The 24,079-nt window shown below is 55.5% G+C and carries 23 protein-coding genes; 9 read left to right on the plus strand and 14 right to left on the minus strand.

Annotated elements, in window-relative coordinates; all coding sequences use genetic code 11:
- Positions 1-315 precede the first annotated feature (315 nt).
- Positions 316-1,668 carry an amidohydrolase family protein gene (locus ACR0B7_RS15405; RefSeq protein ID WP_170576836.1) on the minus strand — a complete coding sequence of 451 codons (1,353 nt, stop codon included), beginning with the start codon at positions 1,666-1,668 and terminating at the stop codon, positions 316-318.
- Between the two features lie 324 nt (positions 1,669-1,992).
- On the opposite strand from ACR0B7_RS15405, the gene ACR0B7_RS15410 reads away from it, so the two are divergent.
- A complete protein-coding gene (locus ACR0B7_RS15410) occupies positions 1,993-2,457 on the plus strand; it encodes a phosphate-starvation-inducible PsiE family protein (RefSeq protein WP_480681920.1) in 465 nt (154 codons plus the stop codon).
- Between the two features lie 205 nt (positions 2,458-2,662).
- Here ACR0B7_RS15410 and ACR0B7_RS15415 read toward each other — a convergent pair whose 3' ends face one another.
- Together ACR0B7_RS15415 and ACR0B7_RS15420 are read right to left on the minus strand one after the other, a co-directional pair.
- The gene (locus tag ACR0B7_RS15415; protein ID WP_170576835.1) at positions 2,663-3,427 is read right to left on the minus strand and encodes a hypothetical protein; all 765 of its coding nucleotides are present in this window, start codon (positions 3,425-3,427) and stop codon (positions 2,663-2,665) included.
- A 280-nt stretch (positions 3,428-3,707) separates the two neighbouring features.
- Positions 3,708-5,036, minus strand: coding sequence for a hypothetical protein (locus ACR0B7_RS15420; RefSeq protein ID WP_170486431.1), 1,329 nt, complete (start codon positions 5,034-5,036; stop codon positions 3,708-3,710).
- A 343-nt stretch (positions 5,037-5,379) separates the two neighbouring features.
- Between ACR0B7_RS15420 and gntH the strand changes: the two genes are divergently transcribed.
- The 3 genes from gntH (at position 5,380) to ACR0B7_RS15435 (ending at position 8,795) form a co-directional block, all read left to right on the plus strand.
- Positions 5,380-6,852: a guanitoxin biosynthesis MBL fold metallo-hydrolase GntH gene (gene gntH, locus ACR0B7_RS15425; RefSeq protein WP_170486430.1), complete on the plus strand. Its 1,473-nt coding sequence runs from the start codon at positions 5,380-5,382 to the stop codon at positions 6,850-6,852.
- A gap of 4 nt (positions 6,853-6,856) precedes the next feature.
- Complete coding sequence (locus ACR0B7_RS15430) at positions 6,857-7,837, plus strand: CobW family GTP-binding protein (RefSeq protein ID WP_170486429.1); 981 nt, start codon at positions 6,857-6,859, stop codon at positions 7,835-7,837.
- A gap of 61 nt (positions 7,838-7,898) precedes the next feature.
- Positions 7,899-8,795 (plus strand): hypothetical protein, encoded by an 897-nt coding sequence (locus ACR0B7_RS15435; protein WP_170576834.1) that lies wholly within the window; start codon positions 7,899-7,901, stop codon positions 8,793-8,795.
- 87 nt (positions 8,796-8,882) lie between these two features.
- Here ACR0B7_RS15435 and ACR0B7_RS15440 read toward each other — a convergent pair whose 3' ends face one another.
- The 3 genes from ACR0B7_RS15440 to ACR0B7_RS15450 are packed head-to-tail and all read right to left on the minus strand — an operon-like array spanning position 8,883 to position 10,891.
- Positions 8,883-9,941 carry an adenylate/guanylate cyclase domain-containing protein gene (locus ACR0B7_RS15440; protein ID WP_170486427.1) on the minus strand — a complete coding sequence of 353 codons (1,059 nt, stop codon included), beginning with the start codon at positions 9,939-9,941 and terminating at the stop codon, positions 8,883-8,885.
- The gene (locus ACR0B7_RS15445) at positions 9,938-10,327 is read right to left on the minus strand and encodes a DUF1987 domain-containing protein (RefSeq protein WP_170486426.1); all 390 of its coding nucleotides are present in this window, start codon (positions 10,325-10,327) and stop codon (positions 9,938-9,940) included. Before ACR0B7_RS15445 ends, ACR0B7_RS15440 begins: the two co-directional genes overlap by 4 nt.
- 9 nt (positions 10,328-10,336) lie before the next feature.
- Positions 10,337-10,891, minus strand: coding sequence for a SiaB family protein kinase (locus ACR0B7_RS15450; RefSeq protein WP_170570795.1), 555 nt, complete (start codon positions 10,889-10,891; stop codon positions 10,337-10,339).
- 117 nt (positions 10,892-11,008) lie between these two features.
- Here ACR0B7_RS15450 and ACR0B7_RS15455 point away from each other — a divergent pair, with 117 nt between their 5' ends.
- From ACR0B7_RS15455 to ACR0B7_RS15465, 3 genes are all read left to right on the plus strand, one after another.
- Entirely contained in the window at positions 11,009-11,386 is a 378-nt protein-coding gene (locus ACR0B7_RS15455) for a hypothetical protein (RefSeq protein ID WP_170486424.1), read from the plus strand.
- An 88-nt stretch (positions 11,387-11,474) separates the two neighbouring features.
- Positions 11,475-12,866, plus strand: a complete 1,392-nt coding sequence (locus ACR0B7_RS15460) for a SpoIIE family protein phosphatase (RefSeq protein WP_170576833.1) — start codon at positions 11,475-11,477, stop codon at positions 12,864-12,866.
- Positions 12,867-12,910: 44 nt separating this feature from the next.
- Positions 12,911-13,897: a DMT family transporter gene (locus ACR0B7_RS15465; RefSeq protein ID WP_170576832.1), complete on the plus strand. Its 987-nt coding sequence runs from the start codon at positions 12,911-12,913 to the stop codon at positions 13,895-13,897.
- A gap of 133 nt (positions 13,898-14,030) precedes the next feature.
- Here ACR0B7_RS15465 and ACR0B7_RS15470 read toward each other — a convergent pair whose 3' ends face one another.
- Positions 14,031-14,540 (minus strand): winged helix-turn-helix transcriptional regulator, encoded by a 510-nt coding sequence (locus ACR0B7_RS15470; protein ID WP_170486421.1) that lies wholly within the window; start codon positions 14,538-14,540, stop codon positions 14,031-14,033.
- Positions 14,541-14,662: 122 nt separating this feature from the next.
- Between ACR0B7_RS15470 and ACR0B7_RS15475 the strand changes: the two genes are divergently transcribed.
- Positions 14,663-15,301, plus strand: coding sequence for a cysteine hydrolase family protein (locus tag ACR0B7_RS15475; RefSeq protein WP_170486420.1), 639 nt, complete (start codon positions 14,663-14,665; stop codon positions 15,299-15,301).
- Positions 15,302-15,345: 44 nt separating this feature from the next.
- Here ACR0B7_RS15475 and ACR0B7_RS15480 read toward each other — a convergent pair whose 3' ends face one another.
- The 7 genes from ACR0B7_RS15480 to ACR0B7_RS15510 form a co-directional block, all read right to left on the minus strand.
- Positions 15,346-17,187 (minus strand): amidohydrolase, encoded by a 1,842-nt coding sequence (locus tag ACR0B7_RS15480; RefSeq protein WP_170570804.1) that lies wholly within the window; start codon positions 17,185-17,187, stop codon positions 15,346-15,348.
- Positions 17,188-17,322: 135 nt separating this feature from the next.
- Entirely contained in the window at positions 17,323-17,754 is a 432-nt protein-coding gene (locus ACR0B7_RS15485) for a hypothetical protein (RefSeq protein WP_170486418.1), read from the minus strand.
- A 178-nt stretch (positions 17,755-17,932) separates the two neighbouring features.
- A complete protein-coding gene (locus ACR0B7_RS15490) occupies positions 17,933-19,345 on the minus strand; it encodes an alpha/beta fold hydrolase (protein WP_170486417.1) in 1,413 nt (470 codons plus the stop codon).
- Between the two features lie 192 nt (positions 19,346-19,537).
- Positions 19,538-21,070 carry a phospholipase D family protein gene (locus ACR0B7_RS15495; RefSeq protein WP_170486416.1) on the minus strand — a complete coding sequence of 511 codons (1,533 nt, stop codon included), beginning with the start codon at positions 21,068-21,070 and terminating at the stop codon, positions 19,538-19,540.
- Between the two features lie 186 nt (positions 21,071-21,256).
- Positions 21,257-21,775 carry a GNAT family N-acetyltransferase gene (locus ACR0B7_RS15500; RefSeq protein WP_170486415.1) on the minus strand — a complete coding sequence of 173 codons (519 nt, stop codon included), beginning with the start codon at positions 21,773-21,775 and terminating at the stop codon, positions 21,257-21,259.
- The gene (locus tag ACR0B7_RS15505) at positions 21,772-22,326 is read right to left on the minus strand and encodes a helix-turn-helix transcriptional regulator (RefSeq protein WP_170486414.1); all 555 of its coding nucleotides are present in this window, start codon (positions 22,324-22,326) and stop codon (positions 21,772-21,774) included. Before ACR0B7_RS15505 ends, ACR0B7_RS15500 begins: the two co-directional genes overlap by 4 nt.
- A 116-nt stretch (positions 22,327-22,442) precedes the next feature.
- Positions 22,443-23,459 carry an extracellular solute-binding protein gene (locus ACR0B7_RS15510; protein WP_170576831.1) on the minus strand — a complete coding sequence of 339 codons (1,017 nt, stop codon included), beginning with the start codon at positions 23,457-23,459 and terminating at the stop codon, positions 22,443-22,445.
- A gap of 247 nt (positions 23,460-23,706) precedes the next feature.
- Between ACR0B7_RS15510 and ACR0B7_RS15515 the strand changes: the two genes are divergently transcribed.
- Entirely contained in the window at positions 23,707-24,030 is a 324-nt protein-coding gene (locus ACR0B7_RS15515; RefSeq protein WP_170390074.1) for a SemiSWEET transporter, read from the plus strand.
- Positions 24,031-24,079 lie beyond the last annotated feature (49 nt).

A 24,079-nucleotide genomic window follows, 5' to 3' on the forward strand; every position in this document is an offset into this window, starting at 1 on the left:
TTTGATTGAGATTTGGCGTGTTTAAGTTGATAGAGTCGCGCTACAACAGTCCCCGATTTAGTGTGTGTGTCGCGAAACGCGCAAACTTTTGGGTAAATCGTGCAAAGTTATGCGCAAATGCTGTGCAATATCATGGGCAAAGACACCCATATTTTCTGAACAAAATTAATGGTAGGTATGCAACGTTATGCGCGCACCTACACTGATATAGGCGCGCCTTGCGCCTATATTCTTTCTGTTTGGGTTCAACGACACCGGGTCATCTTTTCCCAGTGCCATAGCGAAGGTATGAGAGGCAGCCGTAGACCGAGCTATTTAGTTCTCAAGCGTGTTTTTATAGATAACGCCATCTTTCATAATGATCAGAAAGTTAGCTTCGGGTTCGACCAGCAGGTTGATGTCCTCAACCGGATCTCCGTCAACGAGTATCAAATCGGCATATGCCCCTGCCTCAATCACCCCCAGCGGGCCTTGCTGATAGGGATTTCGTGGACCTGACATCTCGACGAGTTTTGCTGTGTTGTATGTGGCCTGTTGCAAGACTTCTGCCCCCGACCACCAACGACCACGACGCTCGAACTCAAGGTTCTGCATGGCCATAAGTTCGGGCGCGCCAAACAGGTCCACGCCGAAGGCAATCGGAAGGTCGTACTTTTTGATCAAAGCAACATAGTTTTCAACATTTTCGCGCAGCGGTGCGCCCTTTTCGATGGTAGCGGGATCACCCACGGCCAACATCTCTTCATCCGGCGTGAAAATAAGAAACTGCGGGTTGAGGATGGCACCAGCATCTCGAATGGCGCGAATGGTTTCCTCGTCGAAAATCATGTTGCCGTGATCGATGCTCTTTACGCCACCCCTTAGCGCCCGAATGACTGATTCATCAGTGTAGGCATGAACAATGACGTAGGTGTTCCAATCCTCAGCAGCTTCCACCGCGGCGCGGATTTCTTCTGGGCTGTAATGGGTCGTATCCAGGGGATCATACGGGGTCTGGTTGCCCCCACCCAAGCTGATTTTTACCTGAGTGGCCCCAAGGCGCAGCACCTCGCGCGTCGCCGCCCGCACTTCGGACACTCCGTCGGCGATGAACGACCATTCTCGCTCAAAGGCGGTGCGATCAGTGCGCTGCCGGTGATGTGTGTCATTGTAGAGGCGGAAATCAAAGTGACCCGATGTCTGGCCGATCCAGTGACCCGAGGTAAAAATCCGGGGTCCGGGAACGATACCGTCGTCGATGGCCTTGGCGATGCCATAGGATGGCCCGCCCGCATCCCGCAACGTGGTGAAGCCTCGCATCAACATTCGTTCGGCCTCACGCGTGACAAGGGCTCCGGTGTATGACCAGTGGAGGTTATACGCCAATGCCAGCGGTGAAGTCGGCAGCATGATATGGTTGTGGCCGTCTATCAGCCCTGGGATCAAAGTCCGCCCTTGGCCGTCTATGACGGCAGCACCATTCGTTTCTATTGGGTCGGTCGAAACCCTGGAAATCAAATTTCCTTCGACAAGGACGTTGGCGTTTTCGATGACAGCAGCGTTTTTGCTGTCAAAGACGTCAACATTAACAAACAAAACCCGAGACAGGTTTTCTTGCGCGGTCGCTTCGACAACAAATAGGACCGTGAGTGCAGCAGAGAGAATTGCCCGTATTGAGGCGGCAGTCATTGATTGAATCCATCCGTATTTGTTCGACCACGATCAAGAATTGCTTTCGAGTGCCTTTAAGTCAATGTCGCCGCGTCCTTCGGGGGTGCCCCTCACGTCCGCGTATTCGTAAACATCCATCAATCTTCGCAAGAAGTTGAGACCAACGGTCGATGCAAACTGCTGAAAAGCCGACAGAAGGTTCATCAGCGGGTTCGTGCGAACAGCAGAACGGCCTAGAAAACTGTATCCAATTTATGTGAGAGTTCCCTCATGGCCGCAGCGGGTGATGCATCTGGATGAAATCTCTCAGGCTGGCGAATGAATTCGGAATTGGAGTTTATAGTGAGTGGCGAAGATAACAAACCGATCCCAGCACATGTGGAGCTAGACCCCGATCACGAAGACGCCATCGTTCGATGGTGCAACCGCATGATCCGCCACGGGGTTAGGGCGCTGTCCGTGCTCATGCTCGGCATCATTCTGTTGGCGATTATCGATGCGGGTTTCACAACATACCAAAAGTTGCTGGAGCCGCCTGTTTACATCTTGGAGGTCAGCGACCTTCTCGCGGTTTTCAGCGCCGTTCTGGTTGTTCTTATCGCAATCGAAATCTACACAAATATCACTCTTTATCTGACCGCTGATGTCATCCACATCAAGCTGGTTGTCGCGACAGCATTGATGGCGGTTGCGCGAAAAATCATCACCCTCGACGACAAAAGTTTAGACCCGGAGTACTTTCTGGGCTATGCAGCAATCGGTCTGGCGCTGGGCTTAACATACTGGCTTATAGCGAGAAAACCCTGAGGGCCTCGGCCAACACCACGAAAGACAGCTCTGTCGCGCGCCTCGCGTATGGAACCTGCTTTAGGTTTCGCCCAAGACGCTAAGGGCAACGGTTCGATCTGTGACCGCAACAATCGAGGTATTGGGTCGGGGTCAGCCGTGGGCGGTTTGTGCGGCGACAGCCCTAACCTCGCAGGGAATGTCAAAGAAACCCGAATGAACTGCGTCACTTGGTCAGGCGATCTTCCCCGTAAATTTCAGGATCGATCAGGGCGATAATGTCCTGTCCGCTGTCGACTAGCCCCAGTCCTTCGCAAAGCCGCGCTGAAGGGGCGTTTCCCGGCGCGATACCGGTCTTGAATCCGGTTGCGCCGAGAACTTCGTGGGAATGAATCAATGCCCTTGCTCCCAGCACTTTGGCAATCCCCTGACCCAGACGGTCCGGTCTGGTCGACAACTGTCCCCATTGTGCGCGGCGGTGGAGCGGGCTGCTTGGGGGATGGCAAAGGACCGACCCGGCGGTGGCGACCGGAGAGCCCGAGCTGTCAAAGGCGACCATCGCAAAGCCCGGGCGGGAAATGCCGCGCATCACCGGGCCTATTGGAGGCAAAACCCCGTGGATCAAAGCAATTTCAGCAAAGGCTTCAAGCCATTCAGTCGGGGATTCGCGATCAATTATGCGAACCGTCAGATCGTTAGGCAGCGACCGAGTGGCCAAAATTTCACGCGCGCGGTCGACGCTGCCAAGGTCGCCCAGATAGCAAGAGATGACGTCTGATTTCAGGCCATGTCGCTCAATTTCGGTCCGGGTTTCATCCACCTTGGCGCGCTGTACGGACTCGATCGCTGTGATGCCGAGAACGCGGGCCATTGCGATCGCATCTGTCAGTGCGCCGTCGTATTCGTTGGCCACTTGAATACCGCGCCCGTGGCTGCAAAACCTTGGATCGTTACCGATCAGATTGATCAGGTGCTCGCCAGCGACTGCCATACGTTTTTGCGTGTCGGTTCCAAAGGCTTCCAATGTTACTTGTTCTCACTCTGTCGATCGCTGGATGATCATGACTTTAGCCGATCCGAAATACAACTGCAGTGCCCCGATCAAGCGGATTGCGAACGGCGGCTAGGTCCAAAAACCCAGAGTGGCCAAACTTGCCTGCCAATCAGTTGAAAGCGGTCCATCAGATTAGACCTCTCAGAATGGGCTGGTCTACTCTACAGACAGGCTAAATTGGAACAGCGAATTTGCGGCTTTGCCTGTGGCGGTTGCGTCAGTATTTCCTCAGGGTTTCACGGATCAGATCCCGTGTTGTGTTGTCGTTATGAAATATCCTGTCCACAAGAAATTCCGAAGGAAATTCGGGCCAAGTATTGCGCAATTCTGTCACGAGCAATTCTGCCTCAGCAGAGTTGCCTAACTTATCATGCGCGACCGCTTGGAATATGAGAGATGGCGCACTTACCGGCGCACCTGCGGCTGGTGCCCCTTGAAAGGCTTCGACAACATTTTCGTAGTTTCCCAGCATCAACTGTGAAACCCCCCAAATATTCCTCGCTCCAAATCGGCCGGATCCGGTTCTGGGTCTCTCAGGATTGCTGGCTTCTGCGGCGAGGTCAGGGGCATTGGCAACAATGGCCGTAATGCCAACAAGGTCCAGAACATGACCATCCACAGGCGCAAGTTCGGCAGACATCCTTGCGAATTTCAGGGCTTCGCCTGGTTGATCCGAAATGGCCGATACCCAACCATTTGCGGCGTTTGCCCAGGCATCTGCCGGAGACAAATCAAGCGCCTTGCCGGACATTGCCAACGCTTGAGCCAGGAACTCATCTCTTTGTGTTTCATCCGGGGACAACATGGCCAGGGTCGCCAAGACTTGCGCAGACCCGGCATACCCATCTGGCAGCGCTGGGTCGAGCTCTGTCGCATGCTGAAACATTCCCAAAGCCATTTGCTGACGTTTGACATCGAAAACGGGGAAAAACATGCCGCGCGCCTGGTCCGCAAGGTTGGCTGCCTGCAATCTTGTCAACGACTGCTTGCCAAGTGCGGTCCGTTCTGCCTGCGCGCTGGAATGAGGGGCTGGAAGGCGCTCGGCGCTTTCGCGCGTTATCAAGAAACCAAGGAAAGTGACGCTTACGAGGACCCCCAAACCAGCCAATAGCAAGCGCCGCGACGGTGTATAGGGCACGCTATGACCCGGTTTGCCTGAGATGCCCTCTTTTTGCGAGGGGTCGTATGAGAAACGGGGCTTGTATCCGCCGGGATCGACAAAGATGCGAACACCTGTTCCGTCCCAGTGATCCTCGTAAAACTCGCGTAGCAAACGGCGCAGTCGCCGGGCTTCGACGCGAACGAGATTTTGACCGCCGGTCCCGTCAATGCGCCGGCCATAGACTTCGACGGCGATAGCCTTGCCTCGTATCTGCGCCCCTCGACCCGCCAGCGTTTCCTCAACGACGTAAGTGAGGAACTGCTGAAGCCGAGGTGATGCTTGAAACTCGTCGCTGGAAACCACGCGACCAAGCGCCTGTCGGACCAGATCCGGCGAAGGCTGTTCAACATCTTGATCTATCAACAAATCACTGGCTTGGTTCAAAGCAAACTCACCCCCAACTCACGGTGACTCACTTGGCCTTGGTGGTCAACCGAACTCAACTCAATGCGAGAATAGATAGTGGGAACCGGGAATTTTCCAGTGTCGGTAGAGCTGAGTGTAGAGATTCCAGAACTTTCTGATGCGCTGTCAGGGCGTGTCAAAGCGGATGCATTTCTAAGCGAGGCCATTGAAGACTTCAGGAAAGTCTCAGCGCTGCTGGATGACGCATCAATCACGGCCGCTGAGCGGGCGGAATGGACCCACATCAGATCTGAACTCGTGAATGAACTTCGTCGGATGGCGAAGCGAAATCTCCGTAACACTTCCGATTGAGGGCATCGCAATGACGACAGAAGATAATGGCAAAGATCACGAATCTGAACAGAACCAGCAGGCTGAGGAAGTTCAAAACCCTTCGCGCCGAAAAGTGATACAGGGTCTGGCAGCGGGCGCGGTGGCAACAGGTGCGGTCAGCTATGGTTCGGGACCGGCACAGGCGCATCCCGGCAACGGTCCGCTGGGGGAAAACCTGGCCAATCCATATGGTGGCCGACCGGCTGGCGGCATTACGCTGCCAGAGTATTTTCGACCTACAAAATACATGACCGGTTCAAACGCGAACTACTTCCCGCTGTCTGAGGAGATCGGGCCAGATGAAATGCGGATTTCGTTCTGCGGGTCAACGCCGTTTCCGCCGCGTGAAGATCAGGCCGGCACCTGCATCATGGTCGAGCTGGGGAACGGCAAGCGGTTCTTCTTTGATTTCGGGTCCGGATGCGTTCGCAATATCATCGGGATGCAGGTACCCGGTCAGTTGATCAACGACATATTCATCACGCACCTGCATATCGATCATTACGCGGATATCCCGTACATTTATCCGTTCCGGGCGTGGTCCGGTGGTTATACTCCGTTGCGTATTCACGGCCCTTCGGGCCGAACGCCCGAGCTTGGAACAGCGGGAATGGTCAAGGGGATGCAGCAGATGCTCAAATGGCATCTCGAGGCTTTCGACGTGTTCCCGATCGGAGACGGCTACGAGATCGACGTCAACGAATTCGATTTCCGGCAGGAGGGTGGCATTGTCTATGACGAAGACGGCGTCACGGTTCGGTCCTGGCCCCGCAGCCACGCCAAAGATGGCGCCGTGGGGTATCGGCTAGATTGGAACGGGCTGAGTTTCGTTTGGACCGGCGATGGTCGCCCGGACGAGCTAAGCCTTGAATACGGCAAAGGCGTCGACGTGTTCGTGACCGAAATGTCCGGTCAGGATATCGGCCAGCTCATGACGTACAAATACGGCCTGCCGCAAGAGTTGTTCAACTACACAATCGACACCCATCACACGTCGCACTACGCGGTCGGCAAGATGATGGCCGAGGCACGCCCGCGCCTGGCCATGGTGACTCATTATACGCAGGACGAAGATATCGACGCCGAGATGCTGGCAGGTATCCGGGCGCATTACGACGGGTTGTTCGCCTGGGGTCTGGACGTTGCCGTGGTCAACGTCACCAAGGATTCAATTTGGTATCGCAAGGCCACGCTTCCGGGGAAATCGGGATCGGTCGCGCCGTTCCGCGAATTGGGCAAGATGGAGGCCGAAGGCCGCATTTCGCTGCCGGATGAAATCAAACCGCCTGCGCCCCGGTCCTCGCGTGCCGAACAGCAGGATCAGAAATACCGGGACATGGAGATTGATCCCAAGGAATACTATCCGACCGATGTGTTCCGCGCGCCCAATCCCGAATGGCCAAGCGACTTTGTCATCAAAACTGACGATGTCATCCCCAACCGCAAGAAAAAGGCAGAGTGATGGTATGATTGAATTCGGTTCGACTTCGGCGATCCCCGTCACGATTCTGACCGGCTTTCTTGGGGCCGGTAAGACCACTCTTCTGAACCGTATCCTGACCGGAAATCACGGTTTGCGGGTGGCGGTGCTGGTCAATGATTTTGGATCAATCAACGTGGATGCCGACCTTGTGGTCGGTCTTGAAGACGATGTGCTGAGTTTGGCGAATGGTTGCGTTTGCTGTTCCATCCGGGATGATCTGATCGAAACGGTCGAGGCGGTTCTCGCCCGGCCCGAGAAACCGGAATATATCGTCCTTGAGGCCAGCGGTGTCTCGGACCCGTCCTCAATCGCGATGACCTTCACCGATCAGAGGTTTCGGGACATGATCCGTCTGGACAGCCTCATGTGTCTGGTTGACGCCGAGCAACTGTTCGCTGCGCCAGAGCAGATGGAACTGAAGCTGCGCCAGATCGCGTTCTCAGACATGGTTATTCTGAACAAGGTCGATCTTGTGGACCGGGCCACCGTTCAAAAGGTGCATGACTGGCTGGGGTCTCGTTTTCGTCGGTATCGTCTGGTCGAGGCGGTCAATGCCGACGTTCCGCTGGACATATTGCTTTCCGTAGGTCGGTTCGCCGCCGAGCAGCTCGAAGCGGAAATACCCGACCATCACGAGCATGGGCCGGATTGCGGGTGTCACCATGGCGATCATTCTGACAGCTTTTCAACGACCATGATGAAGGCCGAACGCCCGATAAGCCTTTCATCGCTTCGCAGCGCAATTCGGAATCTGCCGGGCGAGGTTTATCGCCTCAAGGGTTTCGTCTTCAGTGAGGAAGATCCCGAACATCGCATACTCGTTCAGGTCGTGGGCAAACGTATGGACATCGCGCGGGACGGAGCTTGGGGAGATGTAAAACCTGAAACAAGACTTGTCGCAATCGGCGCGCCGGGGGCCCTTTCAGAACACGCTCTTTCCGATACGCTGTTGGCAACAGCATAGCGGCCAGAGCGACAACACTTTGGCCCAAGTGAGGAGGGGTGTCTGATTGCCTGAACGTACAATGAGAATTGGTAAAGCGCGTGCATTATTCTTGACCGCCGCTGTTTTTCTATTGTCTGGCACAGTGGCGTCTGCTCAGCAGGTCTCTAGCCGGGAACTGATGGATACGACGCCAGACGCGAACCTGCCAAGCTCGGCAGGAGGGCAAACCGCCGAGTTATTGTCGGCTTTCCACGGGTTAGAGGCGCTTCCCCTAGTATCCAACCTTATTTGCAGGGGGTCGAGAGGCAAGCACGGGATGCCGGTGATATTCTCGACCGAGGTAGACTTGGAAACCGTGCAGGCCGGAGACTTCCAGGTTGTAACAGTGTCAGGCCAGATCGGTACAATGCACTGCGTATCAGTGTTGCCCGCTACCGATCCGGGGGAATTGCGTACCGTGCTTCTTATCGGTGATTTTGGAGACGCGGCCAAAGACCCGCCTGTTGAGGTCAGGGTTGTGGGGCACTTGTATTCCATAGACCGGGCACTCGACTTCAAGGGGGCCAATGTAGAAGTAACTCCGCTTGAGGACGGGCCGTCGATTGTTCTGGCTCAAGAGGTTGAGGATTGGACGTTGGTCGGAAACCTGGGGCCCCGCCGCACAAGAGGTAGCCTCTGTCCGAGCAAGGACATCGTTCAAGCTGTCAGGGTAACTTGGGCAGGTGGTGTCACGCTGGCCAACGGCAAGGAGCCTGGCGCAAAGGAACGTGACTTATACAGGGTCACCGTAGAGGCCAAAGATGGATCTCGCCGGAACATCGCGCCTTCGGCGCTTGCTGATCTGGGCGACAGAGACAACAACCATATGCTCTGTCTTGATACAGAGGATCGGCCTGTCTCGGTGTCCTTTCCATCCGGCGTTCTGACGGACCCGAACGGCGATCTGAACCCTGCAACCAGTAAGACTATCGATTAAGTTCCGTGACTGGCGAATGGCCAGGGCAGCCTTTTCTTGCGGGCAGATTGAAGGAAAGTCCGCACGCCAGCGCGGTATTTTCTATGCCTATGGGTCAAACTTGCGAAGTGACGAGAGGGCTGATTTCAGGACTTCAAAACTTTCGGCGCGTTCTTCGGGCGTCATGGATGTCGCGTCAAACGACAAATGAAAGTTCGGCGTGTCGCATGTCACGCGTCCTGTGTGGGTCCTTGATCCCTTTGGGCCCAGAACGCGATAAGTGATCACGGGCTGGTTTACGCCCTTGACTTGAATGGGGCCAACTTCTTCGGTCTCTATTTCGTCGTTTACGTGCGCCCAGGTTTCATACGAGATGAAAATCTCACCTTCATCGGCCTGATGCTCGAGCCGAGAGGCGATGTTCACGGCCCCGCCAATAATGGTGTAGTCCATGCGATCGTCACTGCCAAAGTTCCCGACTGTGCAGAAACCCGTGTTGATTCCTATCCGGCATTGCAGTTGTTGTCTAAGTCCCTGACGCCGCCAATCGGCCTGCAAATCTGCCAGCTTGTCCCGCATCGCAATCGCCATGCGCACGCAGGCCAACGCATCTTCCCTTACGCCGTTCGTTTCGGGATCACCAAAAAAGACGAGTATCGCGTCGCCTATGAACTTATCTATGGTCGCACCGTGTTGCAGGGCGACCTGCGCCATCTCGGTTAGATAGCTGTTTAGAAGTTGCGTCAGGTCTTCCGACTCCATCTGATCGGTAAGCTCTGTGAACCCTGCCACATCCGAAAAAAACACGGTCAGCTTCTTTCGCTGACTGGCGAGCTTCACTTCCTGGCGGCCAGAAAAGATTGAGCTGTAGACCTGTGGCGAGAGGTATTTCGCGAGCTTGCCCGACAATGCCTCAAGCTCTTGGTTCTTTCGGGTAACTTCCTCGGCCGCGACCCTCTGTTGTTCGGCCAACGCGTTCAGTTCGCGCTCGTTACGGTCGCTCAACCGCATCATGCGACGCGTGGTTTTCAGCAACTTTCTGTATTCCCGGATCAGGTTTCTTATTGAACTGCGCGTTGCGTCATCTGGCAACTTGTCACTGTCCAACGTCGCTTCGGCGGTCTCGAGCACCTCTTTCTCACGAGAAAAAAGATCGTCGATTGTCATCGGTCCGACAACTTTTCCAGCGAGAATTTTGCGTGTTCCAGGTCTTCCCCGAATTCTTCGCCAAGCTCCTCCATGGTTTCGTCTTCGGGGTCGTGGAACCAGTAAACTTCGATGCTTTTGCCCATCTCAGCGGCGGAATCCAGAAGCTCCATGATCATCATGATGGCCTTGGCGCTGGAGGAGTTGAAATAGATGAGCTTGAAATCAAACCGGCAGTATGAATTCGCGTCGTTTGACAGCCATTCTTTCAGAGCATCGAACAACGGATTGTAGAAGGTGGTCACATCTTCTGGATAGGACTCGCCCATCAGTCTGAGATGCCCGGTATCGAATTCAAACTCTACGGTTGGGGTGCGATTTGTCGGAGGGATTTCAATATTCTGCATGCGTCCCTCTCAGACCGTGGCTTTGAGCGCAAAGAACGCGTGTTGATCGTCAACTCGCATGAAATCGAACTCGATTGGCTTTGAGGCTCGGCGTGCGATCTCGATCAACCCGATACCGGCACTGTTGCCAACGCTTTGAGCGTTGGACCGAAGTTGGTCCTTGTAGGCAGCCTTGAGTTCTTCGCGGCTCATGTTCTGCAAGGCCGACAGGCGGCTTTGCATAGTGTCGACATCATTCAAAAGAACCAGATTTCCAGCGTGCACGACGTACCTGTCCGCTTCGTTTCCAATCGTCAGGATGCCATAGCTAATATCCAGAACTTCTGCTTCGCCGTCCGTGGGCAACCGTTCGGCCGAATACCGGATGATATTTTGCATTTGCTCAACAAAGACCGCAAAGACGCTGCGAAGGGTCTTGGTGTCTGCATCTTCGGAAACCAGTTTTTGCTTGAGCGCGTCACCGACGCCGCTGAGGATGCCTTCGGTTACATACCCGCTATAGGCAAAAACGACGCCTTGCTTACGCAGGTTTGCGCGCAGTTCATAGACTTCGCTGGCAAGCATCTGTTCCCCTTGTCTGGACTGGAGCGGGCCAAGTTTGTCTATGCTTAATATCATAATATACACATTTGTGCAGGTTTAGTGTATCACTTGAGCAGGGTTTTCAGATGGGAGGTCAGTATGAAAAAGCTACTATGCGTCGTTGCTTTGCTGCTATTTTCCGGCCCGGTGATGGCGTCCGATATACCGACGGAAGTGAAGGCAAAGCTACAATCTGCCATGATATCGCATGTCGATGGGGTCATGGTTGACGGGGCTTACACATATCTGGACACAACCACCAACGCGTTCGAGACCGTATACCCTGCAAACGTTCATCCGATGGTCATTCCGGCAGGACGTGACTACTTCGTCTGTTCTGAAATGATTACCGAGGACGGCGATACCGTGACGGCGGACTTTCTGGTCCGAGAAGTCTCGGGGGACTACAAGGTGGTCCAAATGATCGTCAACAACCGCGGTGCGCTGCAGGCTGCGATGAAGAAAATCGGAAACTAGATATCTATTGGGTTTGGGGCGTTTATTGCTTGGAATTGGGACATTTCTAAAACGCCGAATTTTCCTAAAGCACATTCTGGCCACCCTTATGATTGGGGGTGTTTTGAATGCGGTTGTCCTGCTGTTTTACTATGAATTCAAAAAGCAGGCCCAGACAGATCAGGTTGCGGCTGAAATGGCCACGATCGCCAATCGCATCGCGCGGCCACTTGCCGAGCTTGTTGAAACTGAAAACCTCTCTCAGGCCACAAGTCTGTTGGCGGTGTATTCCGGGTTCCCCTATGTGATCTGCGCAGAACAAAAGCTCGAGCAAGGCTCGGAGGTTCTAGTCGCCTGGCCTGCCATAGGGTGCGACAAGATCAAAAAGACGGGCTTGGACATCGTCGTTTCCGTACCAACCAGCGCTGGCCCGACGACGATGCTGGCGCGGATTGATCAAGAGATCCTCAACCGAGAGCTGCGGACAGAAGTTGGGGTCGTCGTGCTGCTGGGCTTTATCGGTGGGCTTGCCCTGATTTTGGCTGGTGCTGCCGCGTTTCTATGGTTGATCAACCGGCCCCTTGGTCAATTGTTGAACGCCATTGAGCGGTTTGAACTGCACGACGATCCCAAGAAGGTGGCATATCGGTCAGAAGATGAGATCGGTAAAGTCGTGCAAAGCTATAACTCGATGCTCGATCGTGAGGTCGAGCGCGTGACTGCGATCCGCGATGCCCACCAGCAGATCGTGGAAAGCGTCAACTATGCCACGCGTATTCAACGCGGGCTATTGCCACCCGCAAGGCAATGTGAAGCCGCCTTTGCCGAGTTCGCGGTCAAGTGGGAGCCACGCGATCTGGTCGGCGGAGATATCTATTGGCTTAGAACGGCAGGGCCGGTTTCGACGCTTGCGGTCATTGATTGTACTGGGCACGGCGTTCCCGGAGGGTTCATGACAATGCTGGCCATCGCGACCCTTGAGCGACTTTACTTTGAAAACGAGAGCCTGAACCCTTCGTCAGCTTTGTCCAAGTTGAGCGACCTGACCCGCGCCCTGCTGAATCAGGATGCATCCAACGCAAGCTCTAATGACGGTATGGATACCGCAATTTGCCAGATTGATTCAGAGAAAAGAACAGCGACATTTGCAGGCGCGCGCATGTCCTTGTTGGTCAAGACGGGCGAGGGGGTCAAACGGATCAAGGGTGACAAATTAAGCCTTGGCTATGCGGATACTCCAAGCTCTCCAGAATTTTCTGAACACGTAATCGCTGTGGACGACGATGTGACCATGTTGATTTCAACGGATGGTCTGATCGATCAACTGGGCGGGGCAAAACGTTTGGCGTTTGGCTATCAAAGAGTAATTTCCGTACTCGAGCGGGGCAACTGGTCGAGTTTGACAGAGCTTTTGCAGACCATCGACAGCGCCTTTCAAGCCCATAGGAACACGGAAGACCGGCTGGATGATGTGACGGTGATCGCCTTCCGTCCGGCGTGACCGGTTGAACGGCCCATGATATTGGCCGGATGAAAGGTCGCCAAATGGAAACGCACCAAAAACTGCAGAACCCAACCGCCGGCATCACGTTTATCCTGATCGGAATATTGGCGATTTCCGTCAACGATATGCTGATCAAATTCCTGTCGGGCGGGTATCCGTTGCATCAGATGGTATTCACAAGGTCTCTGATCGGAATCGGGTTTGGCCTTGCATTGGTGCAGATCGAAGGCGGCTGGCGCATCCTGAAGACGGATCGGTCGGGGCTGCATCTATTGCGCGGGTTGCTCATAGTTGCGGCCAACCTGACTTTCTTTACCGCTTTGGCCGTAATGCCTCTGGCCGAAGCTACAGCCGTCTTTTTCGTTGCTCCTTTGATGATCACCTTGCTGAGTATCCCGCTTCTTGGCGAAAAGGTCGGCCCGATGAGGTTGGGCGCTGTTGTCGTCGGCTTTTTAGGCGTGATCGTGATGACTCGACCCTGGCAGACCGGGGTTGGAAGAGACGTTGGGCTGCTGATGTATGTTCTGCCCGTCGTCGCGGCCTTTACCTATGCTCTCAACAGCGTGCTGACTCGGTTTCTGGGCGCAAAGTCCAAGGCGTCGGCGATGGCGGTCTATATTCAGACGTGTTTCATCATTGTCAGTTTTCTGTTTTGGCTGGTTGCCGGGGATGGTCGATATGCCAGCGCTTTTGAAAACGAAAGCGTGATTTTCTTGTTGCGTGCGTGGGTTTGGCCCGATGATGGCGACCGCTGGTTGTTCGTTGGCCTTGGGTTAAATTCTGCAATCGTCGGGTATTGTCTGGGGCAGGCGTATCGGCTGGCAGATGCGGCAACAGTGGCGCCGTTTGAGTATGTTGGTCTGCCTCTGGCGATTTTTTGGGGGTGGGTGATCTGGGGTGATCTGCCAGACCTGCCTGTCGCAATCGGGATCACACTGATCCTGGGGTCAGGTCTGTTTGTCTTTCTGCGCGAACGCCAGAAGGACGGGCAGGCCATCAGCCGAAAGAGGGTGCACCGTCGCTACTAGATCCAAATCTGGCGATTGCGTCCAGACAGTTCGCCGAAGTCGTTTCGGCGTAACAATTCGACCCGCTCGCCCTACGCATACCACAGGGTGACGAAAACCCGGCGCGCGCGAGGAACACACGCCAAGCCTTATTCTATTCGACTTTTCCAGGCTTCCGGCTTCCCTTGAAACGTGCCATGTGGCGGTGCTCGCGCAGCGCCTTCCATTCCGGGCTCGGGGTAACTATTAGGTCTTCGCGTTTCAACAGCTCGCGGCAGGTCGGACAGATTGGCGAGACCCCGGGATCGGTCCCGCAGGGTTTGTGAACATGACGCACGGCCAGAGGCTCATCAGCCTCTTTCTGCCAGGTTTCCCCCCATTCCCGCAGCGCCATCAATACCGGATACAAAGCCCGGCCACGTTCGGTCAGGACATATTCGTACCGCGTCTTACTGCCTTCAAGAGAACGCCGCTCCACCAGATTTGTTTCGACCATTTTCTTCAGCCGGGTCGATGCCATTTGCGGGGTTATGTCCGCTTGGGCCTGAATTTCCTCAAATCTGCTGTTTCCTGAAAACAACTCGCGCAGAATTCGCATGATGTATCGGTCTCCGATGATCGGGTCAGACCGCTCGATCGGGCAAGGAGAGGGGTTTTGGCTCATTTGACCTCCGGTGCAGCAGGTGAATTTCACCCTACTTGACTTTAGGTATGAAAACCATAGTGTATCATTAGATATGAAAATCATACTGAAATTTCGACCCCTAACATCACTGGAGGCCCACCATGACCAGCCCAAACTATTCCCCTGCCGATACCGGTTACTTGCTGGTGGATCCCTATAACGACTTCATCTCTGAGGGTGGCAAGCTGTGGGGGCTGATCAAGGAAACAGCGGAAGAAGCAAACCTGCTGCCAAATCTCAGGGCGCTGGATACCGCAGTGCGGAGCGCCGGAGTTCAGGTCTTCTATGTCCCCCATCACCGCTCTGAACCCGGTGACGTTGAAAAGTGGCAAAATCCCAGCCCGTCCCAGGCGCGGGTTGCTGAACACCAGATGTTTGCCCGGGGTGAGTGGGGCGGTGAATGGCATCCTGATTTTGTCCCAAAGCCCGGCGATATCATCGCGCAGGAGCATTGGGGGCAGAGTGGATTTGCGAATACCGACCTCGATTTCCTGCTTAAGCAGTGTGGAATCAAGAAAGTGATTGTTGTCGGTCTGGTCGCGAACACCTGCATTGAGTCCACGGCACGCTACGCGATGGAATTGGGCTATCACGTTACATTGGTCAAAGACGCAACCGCGGCGTTTTCAAAGGAAGGGATGCACACGGCGCACGAGGTGAACGGACCAGCCTACGCCCATGAAATTCTAACCACGGCTGAGCTGATTCAGGCGCTGCCGGTTCTGGAAGCCGCTGAATAGGTAGGCTCTGGCAAGGATCGTCCAACTGTTCCCTGCGCCAACTTTTATCGAAGACCGGGTAGCGCCTTTTGTAGCCAAGGCGCTTCCACTCCGGCCCCTTGATACATGGCATGAAGAAACCGATGCGCCGTAACCGGGTCGCTCATGAAAGGAGAAACCCGCAGGTTGCCCTCCTTGGTCTCAGCCGTGGCTTCAAAGATTATCGTGTCTTCCTTGATGGTCGCCACGACGCGGTTCTCATCCAGCTTTTCGGGGTCAATAGCGGTCGGGTCCTGCGCCAGCAGTACAAAGTCTGCAAGTTTTCCGATTTCGATCGATCCCTTTTGATCTTCTTCAAAATGCTGCCACGCGGGCCATATGGTCAACGCCTTCAGCGCGGTCATCACATCGACGCGTTGGTGCGGACCGAGGATGTCGCCAGAGCGGGTCCGGCGAGTAACCGTCGCGTCGAGTATGCGCATACTGTCCGGGAAGGCGACGGGTGCATCATGATGTGACCCGAACATCATCCCTCGTTCAACCAGCCAGCCAGTGGGTGAAATGTTCTCGGCATTTATTGGGCCAACCGTGTGGTCGCGATGCCAGTCTCCCCAATAGAATGTGTGCATTGGAAAGACCGAGGGGAACACGCCCAGACGCTTGTACGCTGCAACCTGATCTTCGCGCAGGAACTGACCGTGGACCAGCACCGGGCGGTTTCCGGGGTCTCCGTAAGTCATCTGAGCGACTTCCAAGGCAGCGATCAACATATCCGAAGCGCCTTCCCCGTTGGCGTGGGTGATGATTTGCAGACCTTTTTCAAAACACCAGTTCACGGCGTCCTGTACCTGCTCCATCGAAACCGCGGAATAACCGGCATACCCTGCCGGGTATTCGCCAACGGGATCGTAGTATGGGCGATCTCTGAGTGCGGTGAAGCCCTGAGGCGATCCGTCTATTGTCAGTTTGCAGCCGCCAACGCGGATTCCGTCCACGTAGTTGGACGAGGCATTTTCAGCAATATAATCCCTTGCTTCCAGAACATCCGGAAAGGACACCACATCAACCGGTATCTTGCCGTCGGCGGCCGCCGACTTGAGCGCCTCGACAACGTCTGCGGATGATCGCCCGTCCTGCGCGGTCGTATAGCCGAATCTGGCCCACAGATTTGAACCTGCCTCGGCAAAGGCCAGCAAAGCCTCGGGACCAAGCTGTGCAAGGACCGGAACCAGAGCCGCAAAGAACGCATATTCCTCCAATACGCCGTTTGGCTCTCCGTTTGCGTCCCTTTGAATGACGCCGCCTGCGGGGTTTTCCGTTGACGCGTCAAACCCGATAACCTCCAGCGCTTTCGAGTTTGCAACGCCCAGATGCCCGGATTGGTGAACGATGATGACGGGCAGGTCAGTCGACACCGCGTCGAGGTCTTCGCGGGTCGGGTGACGCAGTTCGGCAAGTTGAGCGTTGTCGTAGCCAAAGCCTATGATCACTCCGGTTTTTTGAACCGCATCTGCGTTGTCCTTGACCCACGCGCGCAGTGTGTTCTGCAGGCTTGCGATATCCGTCACCGCGCCGTCCGGAGGTGCCAGCAGATTGGCAGAAAGCGCTTGTAGTCCGCCAAACACAACGTGGCCGTGACTGTCCACAAAGCCCGGGAGCATAGTACGGCCGTCAAGGTCGAAAAGTTCAGTCGTGTCACCCTTGCTTGTCATGACCTCGTCAAGGTCGCCAACGGCCAGAATTCGCCCGTCCTTGACAGCGACAGCCTCGGCGGTCGGCTGATCATCGTCGATGGTCAGGATCGGCCCTCCGGTGTAGATCGTGTCGGCAACCTCCTGCGCCGAGGCGTGCCCAGCAACAATCACAAAACTGGAAAGAAGTATCGCTTTGAAAGACTTAAAATACATTCCGGGAACCTCTCGGTTAAAACAACGACCCTTTTCCTGAACATAGTGCGTCTATGAACCCCGTCAGCCGAAAAGGTATCGGCTGAGTGGTGCAGTGCTGGCGCTAGGTCTGATTGAAGGAAGAAACCGGATACTTCAGGAATGTGGAGGTAAATCCCGAACAACGCCCGCCCGGCCTGCCGCATCGACCACGCGCTCGTCACCAGCTTGGATGCAATCAACCGGGAACTCGCCGCCCAATTCCTTGCGTGGGGTCGTTATCCAGAAGGCGCGCTGCCAAGGGGTCATTTCGCATGGCAACGCCCTGAGCACTTTTTCCATCAGGGGCAAAGGGGTGCCGTCCTCGGCAAACTGGAAGGACGGAAAAGCATTGGCGCCTTCGTGCGGAACCGACAGGACTTTGCCAGTTCTTTTCCAGATGTCCCCTATACGGGTGATCTGCCAAGAGCCGTTTTTCCATTGTGCATGAACCGAGGCGTCATCCAGCAAAGGGTACTTTCGGGCAAATTCGTTTCTTTTAATGTCATTTGCGGCGCTGCAATGCGCGCCGATATTCGATGCATACATCTATCCACTCACAAAAACTCGTCAAACATTGGACGAGCATATTGCCTGAAAACGATTCTGGGCAAAATGAAACGCTTCACACATCCACGTCGTCGCCGCAGCGTGGCCAATATGCCCCTGCAGGAGACAGCGTTTCCAAAGAATGTAAGTCTGGCTGTTCGCTTTTGTTCGGTTTGCCCTAGGCTGCCCCAAGCGGATCACGATCTGCGTGTTGCTTCAGGAACGGTTCGATTTCCTGAAAAAACTCATCAAAGCCTGCATGCCCTCGTATCATGCAATGATTGGCCCCCGGCAGTTCAACAAACTCCGCCGTTGGAATTTCGCGCGCGGTGTCCCGGCCCTCGCTGATCGGGGCGGCCATGTCGCCCTGTGCATGTAGAACCAGCGTCGGAACTCTCAGGCTCTGCGCATCGGCGCGGGCGTCGACATGGGCGTTCATCTCCATGATACGAAGCGCTGTTTTCGGACTGACGGAAATCCGTTGCATTTCATCGAAGCTGGCACCTTCTTCCGGGGTTGCATCCGGCATGTAGCAAGACGTGAAAAAGTGGCGATAGACAGGATTGGGTGAACCCCATCCGGCGGACACCATCGCGCGGGCCGCTTGATAGAATTGTTCGGCTTCGGGATCCCCTCGCACCATGCGCCCCCTGACATAACCCCCGAGAAGAATAAGAAACTTCACACGCTCTGGGTGCCTCGCGGCAAATCGAACGGAAAAGGCAGAGCCCTGACTGATGCCGAACAGCCCGAAACGGTCCAGCCCCGCCGCGTCAGCCACTGCGATCATGTCGTCGATCATCCTTTCTTCCGAAATATCCTCGACATCCCAATCGGATAGCCCATTACCGCGCTGATCAAATCGGACCAGTTTGCACAGTTTGGACATCTCGGACAGGAAATCCCCCCAGACCGGACTGGTCCATTCGTATTCAATATGATTGAGCCAGTTGGGACTCTTTAGCACGGGTGTCCCCTGGCCGGTGCTCGCCCAAGCAAGGTTGACGCCATCGGCTGACCGGCAAAATCGCACGCGCTGCTGATGGGAGATGTCGGGCGCTTTTCGTTCCGGTGCAGCCTGTGGCGACCAATGCCAGACGCGGATCGGGCGGCTTATGTTCTTGACGCGCTGTCCGCCCATGTCGCGAAACGCTGCTTCGACCCTGTCCTGAACGGCCTGATGCACAACATCCGAAACGCAGACTCCGCCCGGTTCTGCCAGACCCTCCAGCCGCGCGGCTACGTTTACCCCATCGCCGAATATGTCTCCGTCATCGAAAATGACATCGCCAAGGTTGATGCCGACGCGGAAGCGGATCCTCTGATCGTCATCCAGTTCGGTTTCGTTCCGGTTCATGGCTGTCTGGATGTTGACGGCACATTTGACCGCGTCCTGCACGGATTCAAACGTGGCCAGCATGCCGTCGCCGGTGGTTTTCACGATACTACCACGGCTGCGTGCGATCTCGGGGTCGATCAGTTCGCGGCGGTATTTCTTTTGGCGGGTCAAGACGCCCAGCTCGTCGATTTCCATCAGGCGCGAATAGCCCACCATGTCGGCTGCAAGAATAGCCGATAGCCGCTGTTCCATAACCGTTTCCTCCACCCGGCCTGTTGTCCCTGGCTTGAATGACGGTCGCCGCGTGACCGCGCACAGGCGCAACATTTCGGTGGAGTATACCCGAAAATCGGCCTGGATGCGGCGCTGAATGAATATCGACGCCACACGAGGTGAATGCCGGCGATCTGGAATTTATCTCGGCTTTAGGCTGAAGGCTCCTGCCTATAGCTGTGATCCGATGGGCAGCAGGGCAAGAAAACCGGCGAGGATATGGTCCCATGCCGATCCTGTCGGTTCCGCGTCGTATTCTAAAACAGTGCCGTCCTCGTTCCGGGTCTTCCACTTTAACTGGCCCGCTCTTTCAAGCGTGACGCTATATGTGTAGGCGGGCAGGGCATTGTCCAAAGCAGCCATTGTCTGAACTGTAAGTGCGGGTGAGTCGATCAGGATGCCCATTTCTGTGTTGATGTTCACGGATCTCGGATCCCAGTTGAACGATCCTACGAACAAGTAGCGATCGTCGATCGCAAACGCCTTGGAGTGCAGCCCCGAGCGGGACTGTGCCCAGTTTATTCCGCGCCTTTGAACCTGATACGCGTCGGGGCGCAATTCATACAGCTCGACCCCTCCGCGCAGCAAAGCACGGCGTTTCTTGGCATAGTGCGCATAAACCGGCGCGACATCGTTGGATGCAAGCGAATTGGTTACGACCTTCACCTCGACACCACGGTTTTCCAATTCGGTCATCCACCTGACGCCATTGGTTCGCGGCACAAAGTAAGCCGAGACGATATTCACCTCGCGCGATGCATCTTCAAAATAAGGCAGCAACTGCGACGCGAGGATTGGGTCAGAGCTTTCGGCTCCGGCGGCTTTGGACGGTGGATCGGCGTACAGTCGCGCTGGGACCCAATCCAGTTTCAGCGCGCCGTCCGCGAAATTTTCTTCGGCCGACCGGCGCAGTGCCGACCCATAGCGCGTTTGTTTTGCGTCTTCGACGAACTCGGTCAAGCGAAGCCGGGCCTCTGTAAGAGAGATGGCTTGTGGCTCGTCGATAACAACGCGGGCAGGGACGGCAAACGCGCTGTTCCAATAGGCATCAAAGCTGTCCGAGACCTGACGAACGACCGGGCCAGCGGCCAAGACATCCAAATCCGCATAGTTCATTTCCTTCCGCGCCAGGAAGTACTCGGCCCCGATATTGCGGCCGCCAACAATGGTGAACGCGTTATCTGCGGTCATTGACTTGTTGTGCATGCGGCGGTTGATGCGTTTGAAGTCGGTCAGACCGGCGACCAGCAGGCTTTGATCGCGCCAGAATGGGTTGAACAGTCGGATTTCGATATTCTCGTGCTTGTCCAATGCGGCCGTCATCGCATCATAGCTGGACGTATCCATGTCATCCAGCAGCAGGCGAACGCGGACACCTCGGTCGGCCGCCTGCAATAGGCTGGCGGCAAACAGGTGGCCCGTGGGATCGTTGTGCAAAAGGTAGTACTGCGCATCGATTGTTTGCTGGGCGGCGGCGGCCAGCACTAGACGCGAAACAAGCGCCTCTTCTCCGTCGCTGATGAGTTTGACGCCCGATCGTCCGTCTTTCGGGTCTCCTAATCTGTTTGCGGCCTGAGACAGGGCGGTGTTCGGTCCGGTCGCGACAGAGGTCGTTACGGTCTTTTCATAGGTTCGTGTTTTCGGCGCACAGGCGGCCAGAACTGCGGCGCAAATGACCAGACCCACTCTTGACCACGCCTTCATGCCTCTCCTCCAACCGACATCTTCATAGTGGCATGGCAAACGGGTGGTGATGCAAGGTTCTTCTTGGGGCGCTGCGGCGTTTCAAGCTGCACTGTCGCTTGTTCGCTATGCGGCGGGCGGGCAATTAGAGGATTGGGAAACGCAGGACCAATCCAGCCAGGCGATCGGCACGCGCGGAACCTTAGTTCAGGACAAGTGTTTGAACATGTAGGTGGTAGGCTCTAGCCGGTCTTCAAAGGGATTCCGGCAATAGTTCGGAATTTCCCCCGCGATCTGAAACCCGAGAGTTTGGTAGAGGATACGCGACGGGTCCGAGCTGCGTGTGTCCAGCACCAGCATTGTTCGGCCCACAGCTTTTGCCCGTTGCTCGAGTGCTGCCATCAGCGCACGCGCCAGACCCTTGCGTCGTGCGTTGGGGTGAACCAGCAATTTGGCTACGTCCGCACGATGAGGTTGATTTGGCATGGATGCAGGGATTAGCTGTACTGTTCCGGCAACACGGCCTGCGTCATAGGCGGCAAATAGGTCCAAAGCACCCGATTCCGCATCGGGCCAAACCCGGTTCTGCCAATACCCTCGGGCCTGACTGGGCGAGAAGGGCAGAATGAACCCGACGCTGGCGCCGTCATGAACGCAAGCGTGCAGGATGTCGGTTAGATCATCCAGCGCATCGTCGAGCTGGGTTTTGGCTAGCCGTGAGATCATATCAGAACCAACATGTAACGCGCGCCTCGGGTTGGAGGCGTTTCAAACCGGGTGGGGCCAGAGAGGTGATAGCGCAGGCAGTCGCCTCCGGTCAGATCATGGGCGACGCCGTCTACTGTCAGAGTCATTGCGCCGTCCAGAAGGATCACGTGGTGTTCCTGACCCGGTTTCGGAGGCGCATCGTAAGAGATCACCGTATCCGGCGGCAGGTGACCTTCAAGAACCTCGCCGCTGAGACCAATGGCCGGGGGCGAGACGGATCGGCGTGTAAAACCGGTTTCGGGATCGCGCCATTCGGGTTGACGTTCAAATGGCACGCGCGGGTCAAAGCTGTCTTCAACCATCATCAGCAATCGGGACATCGGCAGACCATAGGCGGCGCATAGCCGCCCCAGCGTTTCTGCGGTCGGGCTGACATCGCCTTTCTCCATACGGGACAGAGTCGCCCGGCTGATCCCGCTTTGATCTGCCAACTGGTCCAGCGACAACCCGCGTGACCGGCGAAGCTCGTTCAGGCGGCTGGCAAGACGGTTCGAGAGATCATCAAGCATGAGTCTGAAATAAGAAAAATTCTCGCATACGAGAATAGTAATACAAAAATATAGAAATACAACGAAAACGGGCGCGGAATCACCCGCGCCCGATCTCTGTTCATGAGTTGGAGGAATTACTTCCAACCAACCTCGTTAAAGATTTTCTGAGCTTCCGGGATGTTCTTGGCGACCTCTGAAAGGTTTACCTCATCCGCCTTGAACTCACCCAAAGCTGCGACGTTGTCCGCCAAGGCTACGCCTTCCACTGCCGGGAACTCGTCATTTCCGTTCGAGAAATAGACCTGCGCCTGATCGCTCGCCAAGTATTCCAGGAACTTGATCGCGTTTTCCTTGTTCGGTGCATGCACAGCAACCCCGGCGCCCGACAGGTTCATATGCGCGCCCTCGGCGTCTTGTGCGGGGAACTGCACGCCAATCATGTCGATATCGGCGCTCAGACCCTTCACGTCCTTACGCAGCGCGCGGGCGAAGTAGTACGAGTTTGAAACGGCGATCTCACATTCACCCGAGACGATCCCGCGCAATTGGTCGGTGTCACCGCCCTGCGGGTCGCGTGCCATGTTCGCGACAACGCCTTCGGCCCAGGTTTTGGCCGCTTCACGACCATGGTTTGTGATGATCGAGGCCAGAAGGGTCTGGTTGTAGGTGTTGCTGGACGACCGGATGCAAACCAGACCTTTGTATTCCGGTTTGGCGAGATCAAGATAGCTTGCGGGCGGGGTGGCGACGTCGGCCTTGTCAAAAAAGATGATGCGCGCGCGTTGCGAAAAACCGTACCACTGGTTGTCTTCATCTTGCAGGTTGGCGGGAATGCGGTCTTCCAGAACCGCGCTGTCAATCGCCTGTAGGATGCCGGCGTTCTTGGCGCGGGCCAGGCGTGAGGTATCCACGGTCAGCAGCACATCAGCGGGCGAGTTCGCACCTTCGGCTTCCATGCGGGCGATCAGTTCGTCAGCTTTGCCTTCGATACGGTTGATGGTGATTCCGGTTGCTTCTTCAAAATCGGAATACAGGCGCTCGTCGGTGTCATAGTGGCGCGACGAGTAAAGGTTCAGCTCGCCTTCGGCAGCGGCAGAAGTTGCGATCAGGGCCGTCAGAGCGGCGGCAGCGCAGGTAGAGGATTTCAGCATCATATGTCCCAAAATTGAAAAATCGCGGCGGGGATAACCCGACTGATTTAGTCAATTAAACGATTCTGAGGGGGATGCAAGGAAATCTGACAAAATTACTTGGGAAAATGGTGGCGGGTTAAGACCTGAGCCATCCTGATTTGCGTTTTTCTTGGTGGACGAGGCCGAAACGGTTAAATTGTCAGATAGCTTCCGGGCAATGACTGCGGATTATTTGTATTGATCGCCACGCGAAAGGACACATTCGATGACGGAAACGCTGGCTGAAAAGCTTGAGAAGTCCAACCTCGGTCATTGGATGGCGCGGTTCGAGGGGTTCATGGTTTTCATCGGAGTGGTCGGTCCGTTTGCAACGCTGCCGCAGCTCATGAAGCTGTATTTCACACATTCCCAACACGCGAGCGGCCAGTCCCTGCTGTCATGGTCACTTTATGCGGGGCTTTCGATGCTGTGGTTTATCTACGGGTTGGTCGTCGGAAAGTTGCCGATTTATGTGGGCAACGGAATCTCGATGATTCTGAACATCTTGATGGTCATCGGTATTCTGATCCATGCCGGGATCACGTTCTGACCAACAAAAAAACCGCGCTCTGAGGCGCGGTTCTTTCTATTCGTATTGA

The sequence above is a fragment of the Ruegeria sp. BB6 genome, assembly GCF_056539385.1.

What these genes read in the sequence shown, in the direction of transcription:
- ACR0B7_RS15475 (WP_170486420.1), top strand. Translation starts at nt 14,663, where the DNA reads ATGACCAGCCCAAACTATTCCCCTGCCGATACCGGTTACTTGCTGGTG.
- ACR0B7_RS15470 (WP_170486421.1), bottom strand. Translation starts at nt 14,540, where the DNA reads ATGAGCCAAAACCCCTCTCCTTGCCCGATCGAGCGGTCTGACCCGATC.
- ACR0B7_RS15515 (WP_170390074.1), top strand. Translation starts at nt 23,707, where the DNA reads ATGACGGAAACGCTGGCTGAAAAGCTTGAGAAGTCCAACCTCGGTCAT.
- ACR0B7_RS15430 (WP_170486429.1), top strand. Translation starts at nt 6,857, where the DNA reads ATGATTGAATTCGGTTCGACTTCGGCGATCCCCGTCACGATTCTGACC.
- ACR0B7_RS15495 (WP_170486416.1), bottom strand. Translation starts at nt 21,070, where the DNA reads ATGAAGGCGTGGTCAAGAGTGGGTCTGGTCATTTGCGCCGCAGTTCTG.
- ACR0B7_RS15505 (WP_170486414.1), bottom strand. Translation starts at nt 22,326, where the DNA reads ATGCTTGATGATCTCTCGAACCGTCTTGCCAGCCGCCTGAACGAGCTT.
- gntH (WP_170486430.1), top strand. Translation starts at nt 5,380, where the DNA reads ATGACGACAGAAGATAATGGCAAAGATCACGAATCTGAACAGAACCAG.
- ACR0B7_RS15460 (WP_170576833.1), top strand. Translation starts at nt 11,475, where the DNA reads ATGATTGGGGGTGTTTTGAATGCGGTTGTCCTGCTGTTTTACTATGAA.
- ACR0B7_RS15455 (WP_170486424.1), top strand. Translation starts at nt 11,009, where the DNA reads ATGAAAAAGCTACTATGCGTCGTTGCTTTGCTGCTATTTTCCGGCCCG.
- ACR0B7_RS15480 (WP_170570804.1), bottom strand. Translation starts at nt 17,187, where the DNA reads ATGTATTTTAAGTCTTTCAAAGCGATACTTCTTTCCAGTTTTGTGATT.
- ACR0B7_RS15490 (WP_170486417.1), bottom strand. Translation starts at nt 19,345, where the DNA reads ATGGAACAGCGGCTATCGGCTATTCTTGCAGCCGACATGGTGGGCTAT.
- ACR0B7_RS15435 (WP_170576834.1), top strand. Translation starts at nt 7,899, where the DNA reads ATGAGAATTGGTAAAGCGCGTGCATTATTCTTGACCGCCGCTGTTTTT.
- ACR0B7_RS15500 (WP_170486415.1), bottom strand. Translation starts at nt 21,775, where the DNA reads ATGATCTCACGGCTAGCCAAAACCCAGCTCGACGATGCGCTGGATGAT.
- ACR0B7_RS15450 (WP_170570795.1), bottom strand. Translation starts at nt 10,891, where the DNA reads ATGCTTGCCAGCGAAGTCTATGAACTGCGCGCAAACCTGCGTAAGCAA.
- ACR0B7_RS15510 (WP_170576831.1), bottom strand. Translation starts at nt 23,459, where the DNA reads ATGCTGAAATCCTCTACCTGCGCTGCCGCCGCTCTGACGGCCCTGATC.
- ACR0B7_RS15445 (WP_170486426.1), bottom strand. Translation starts at nt 10,327, where the DNA reads ATGCAGAATATTGAAATCCCTCCGACAAATCGCACCCCAACCGTAGAG.
- ACR0B7_RS15465 (WP_170576832.1), top strand. Translation starts at nt 12,911, where the DNA reads ATGGAAACGCACCAAAAACTGCAGAACCCAACCGCCGGCATCACGTTT.
- ACR0B7_RS15485 (WP_170486418.1), bottom strand. Translation starts at nt 17,754, where the DNA reads ATGTATGCATCGAATATCGGCGCGCATTGCAGCGCCGCAAATGACATT.
- ACR0B7_RS15415 (WP_170576835.1), bottom strand. Translation starts at nt 3,427, where the DNA reads ATGGCAGTCGCTGGCGAGCACCTGATCAATCTGATCGGTAACGATCCA.
- ACR0B7_RS15405 (WP_170576836.1), bottom strand. Translation starts at nt 1,668, where the DNA reads ATGACTGCCGCCTCAATACGGGCAATTCTCTCTGCTGCACTCACGGTC.
- ACR0B7_RS15440 (WP_170486427.1), bottom strand. Translation starts at nt 9,941, where the DNA reads ATGACAATCGACGATCTTTTTTCTCGTGAGAAAGAGGTGCTCGAGACC.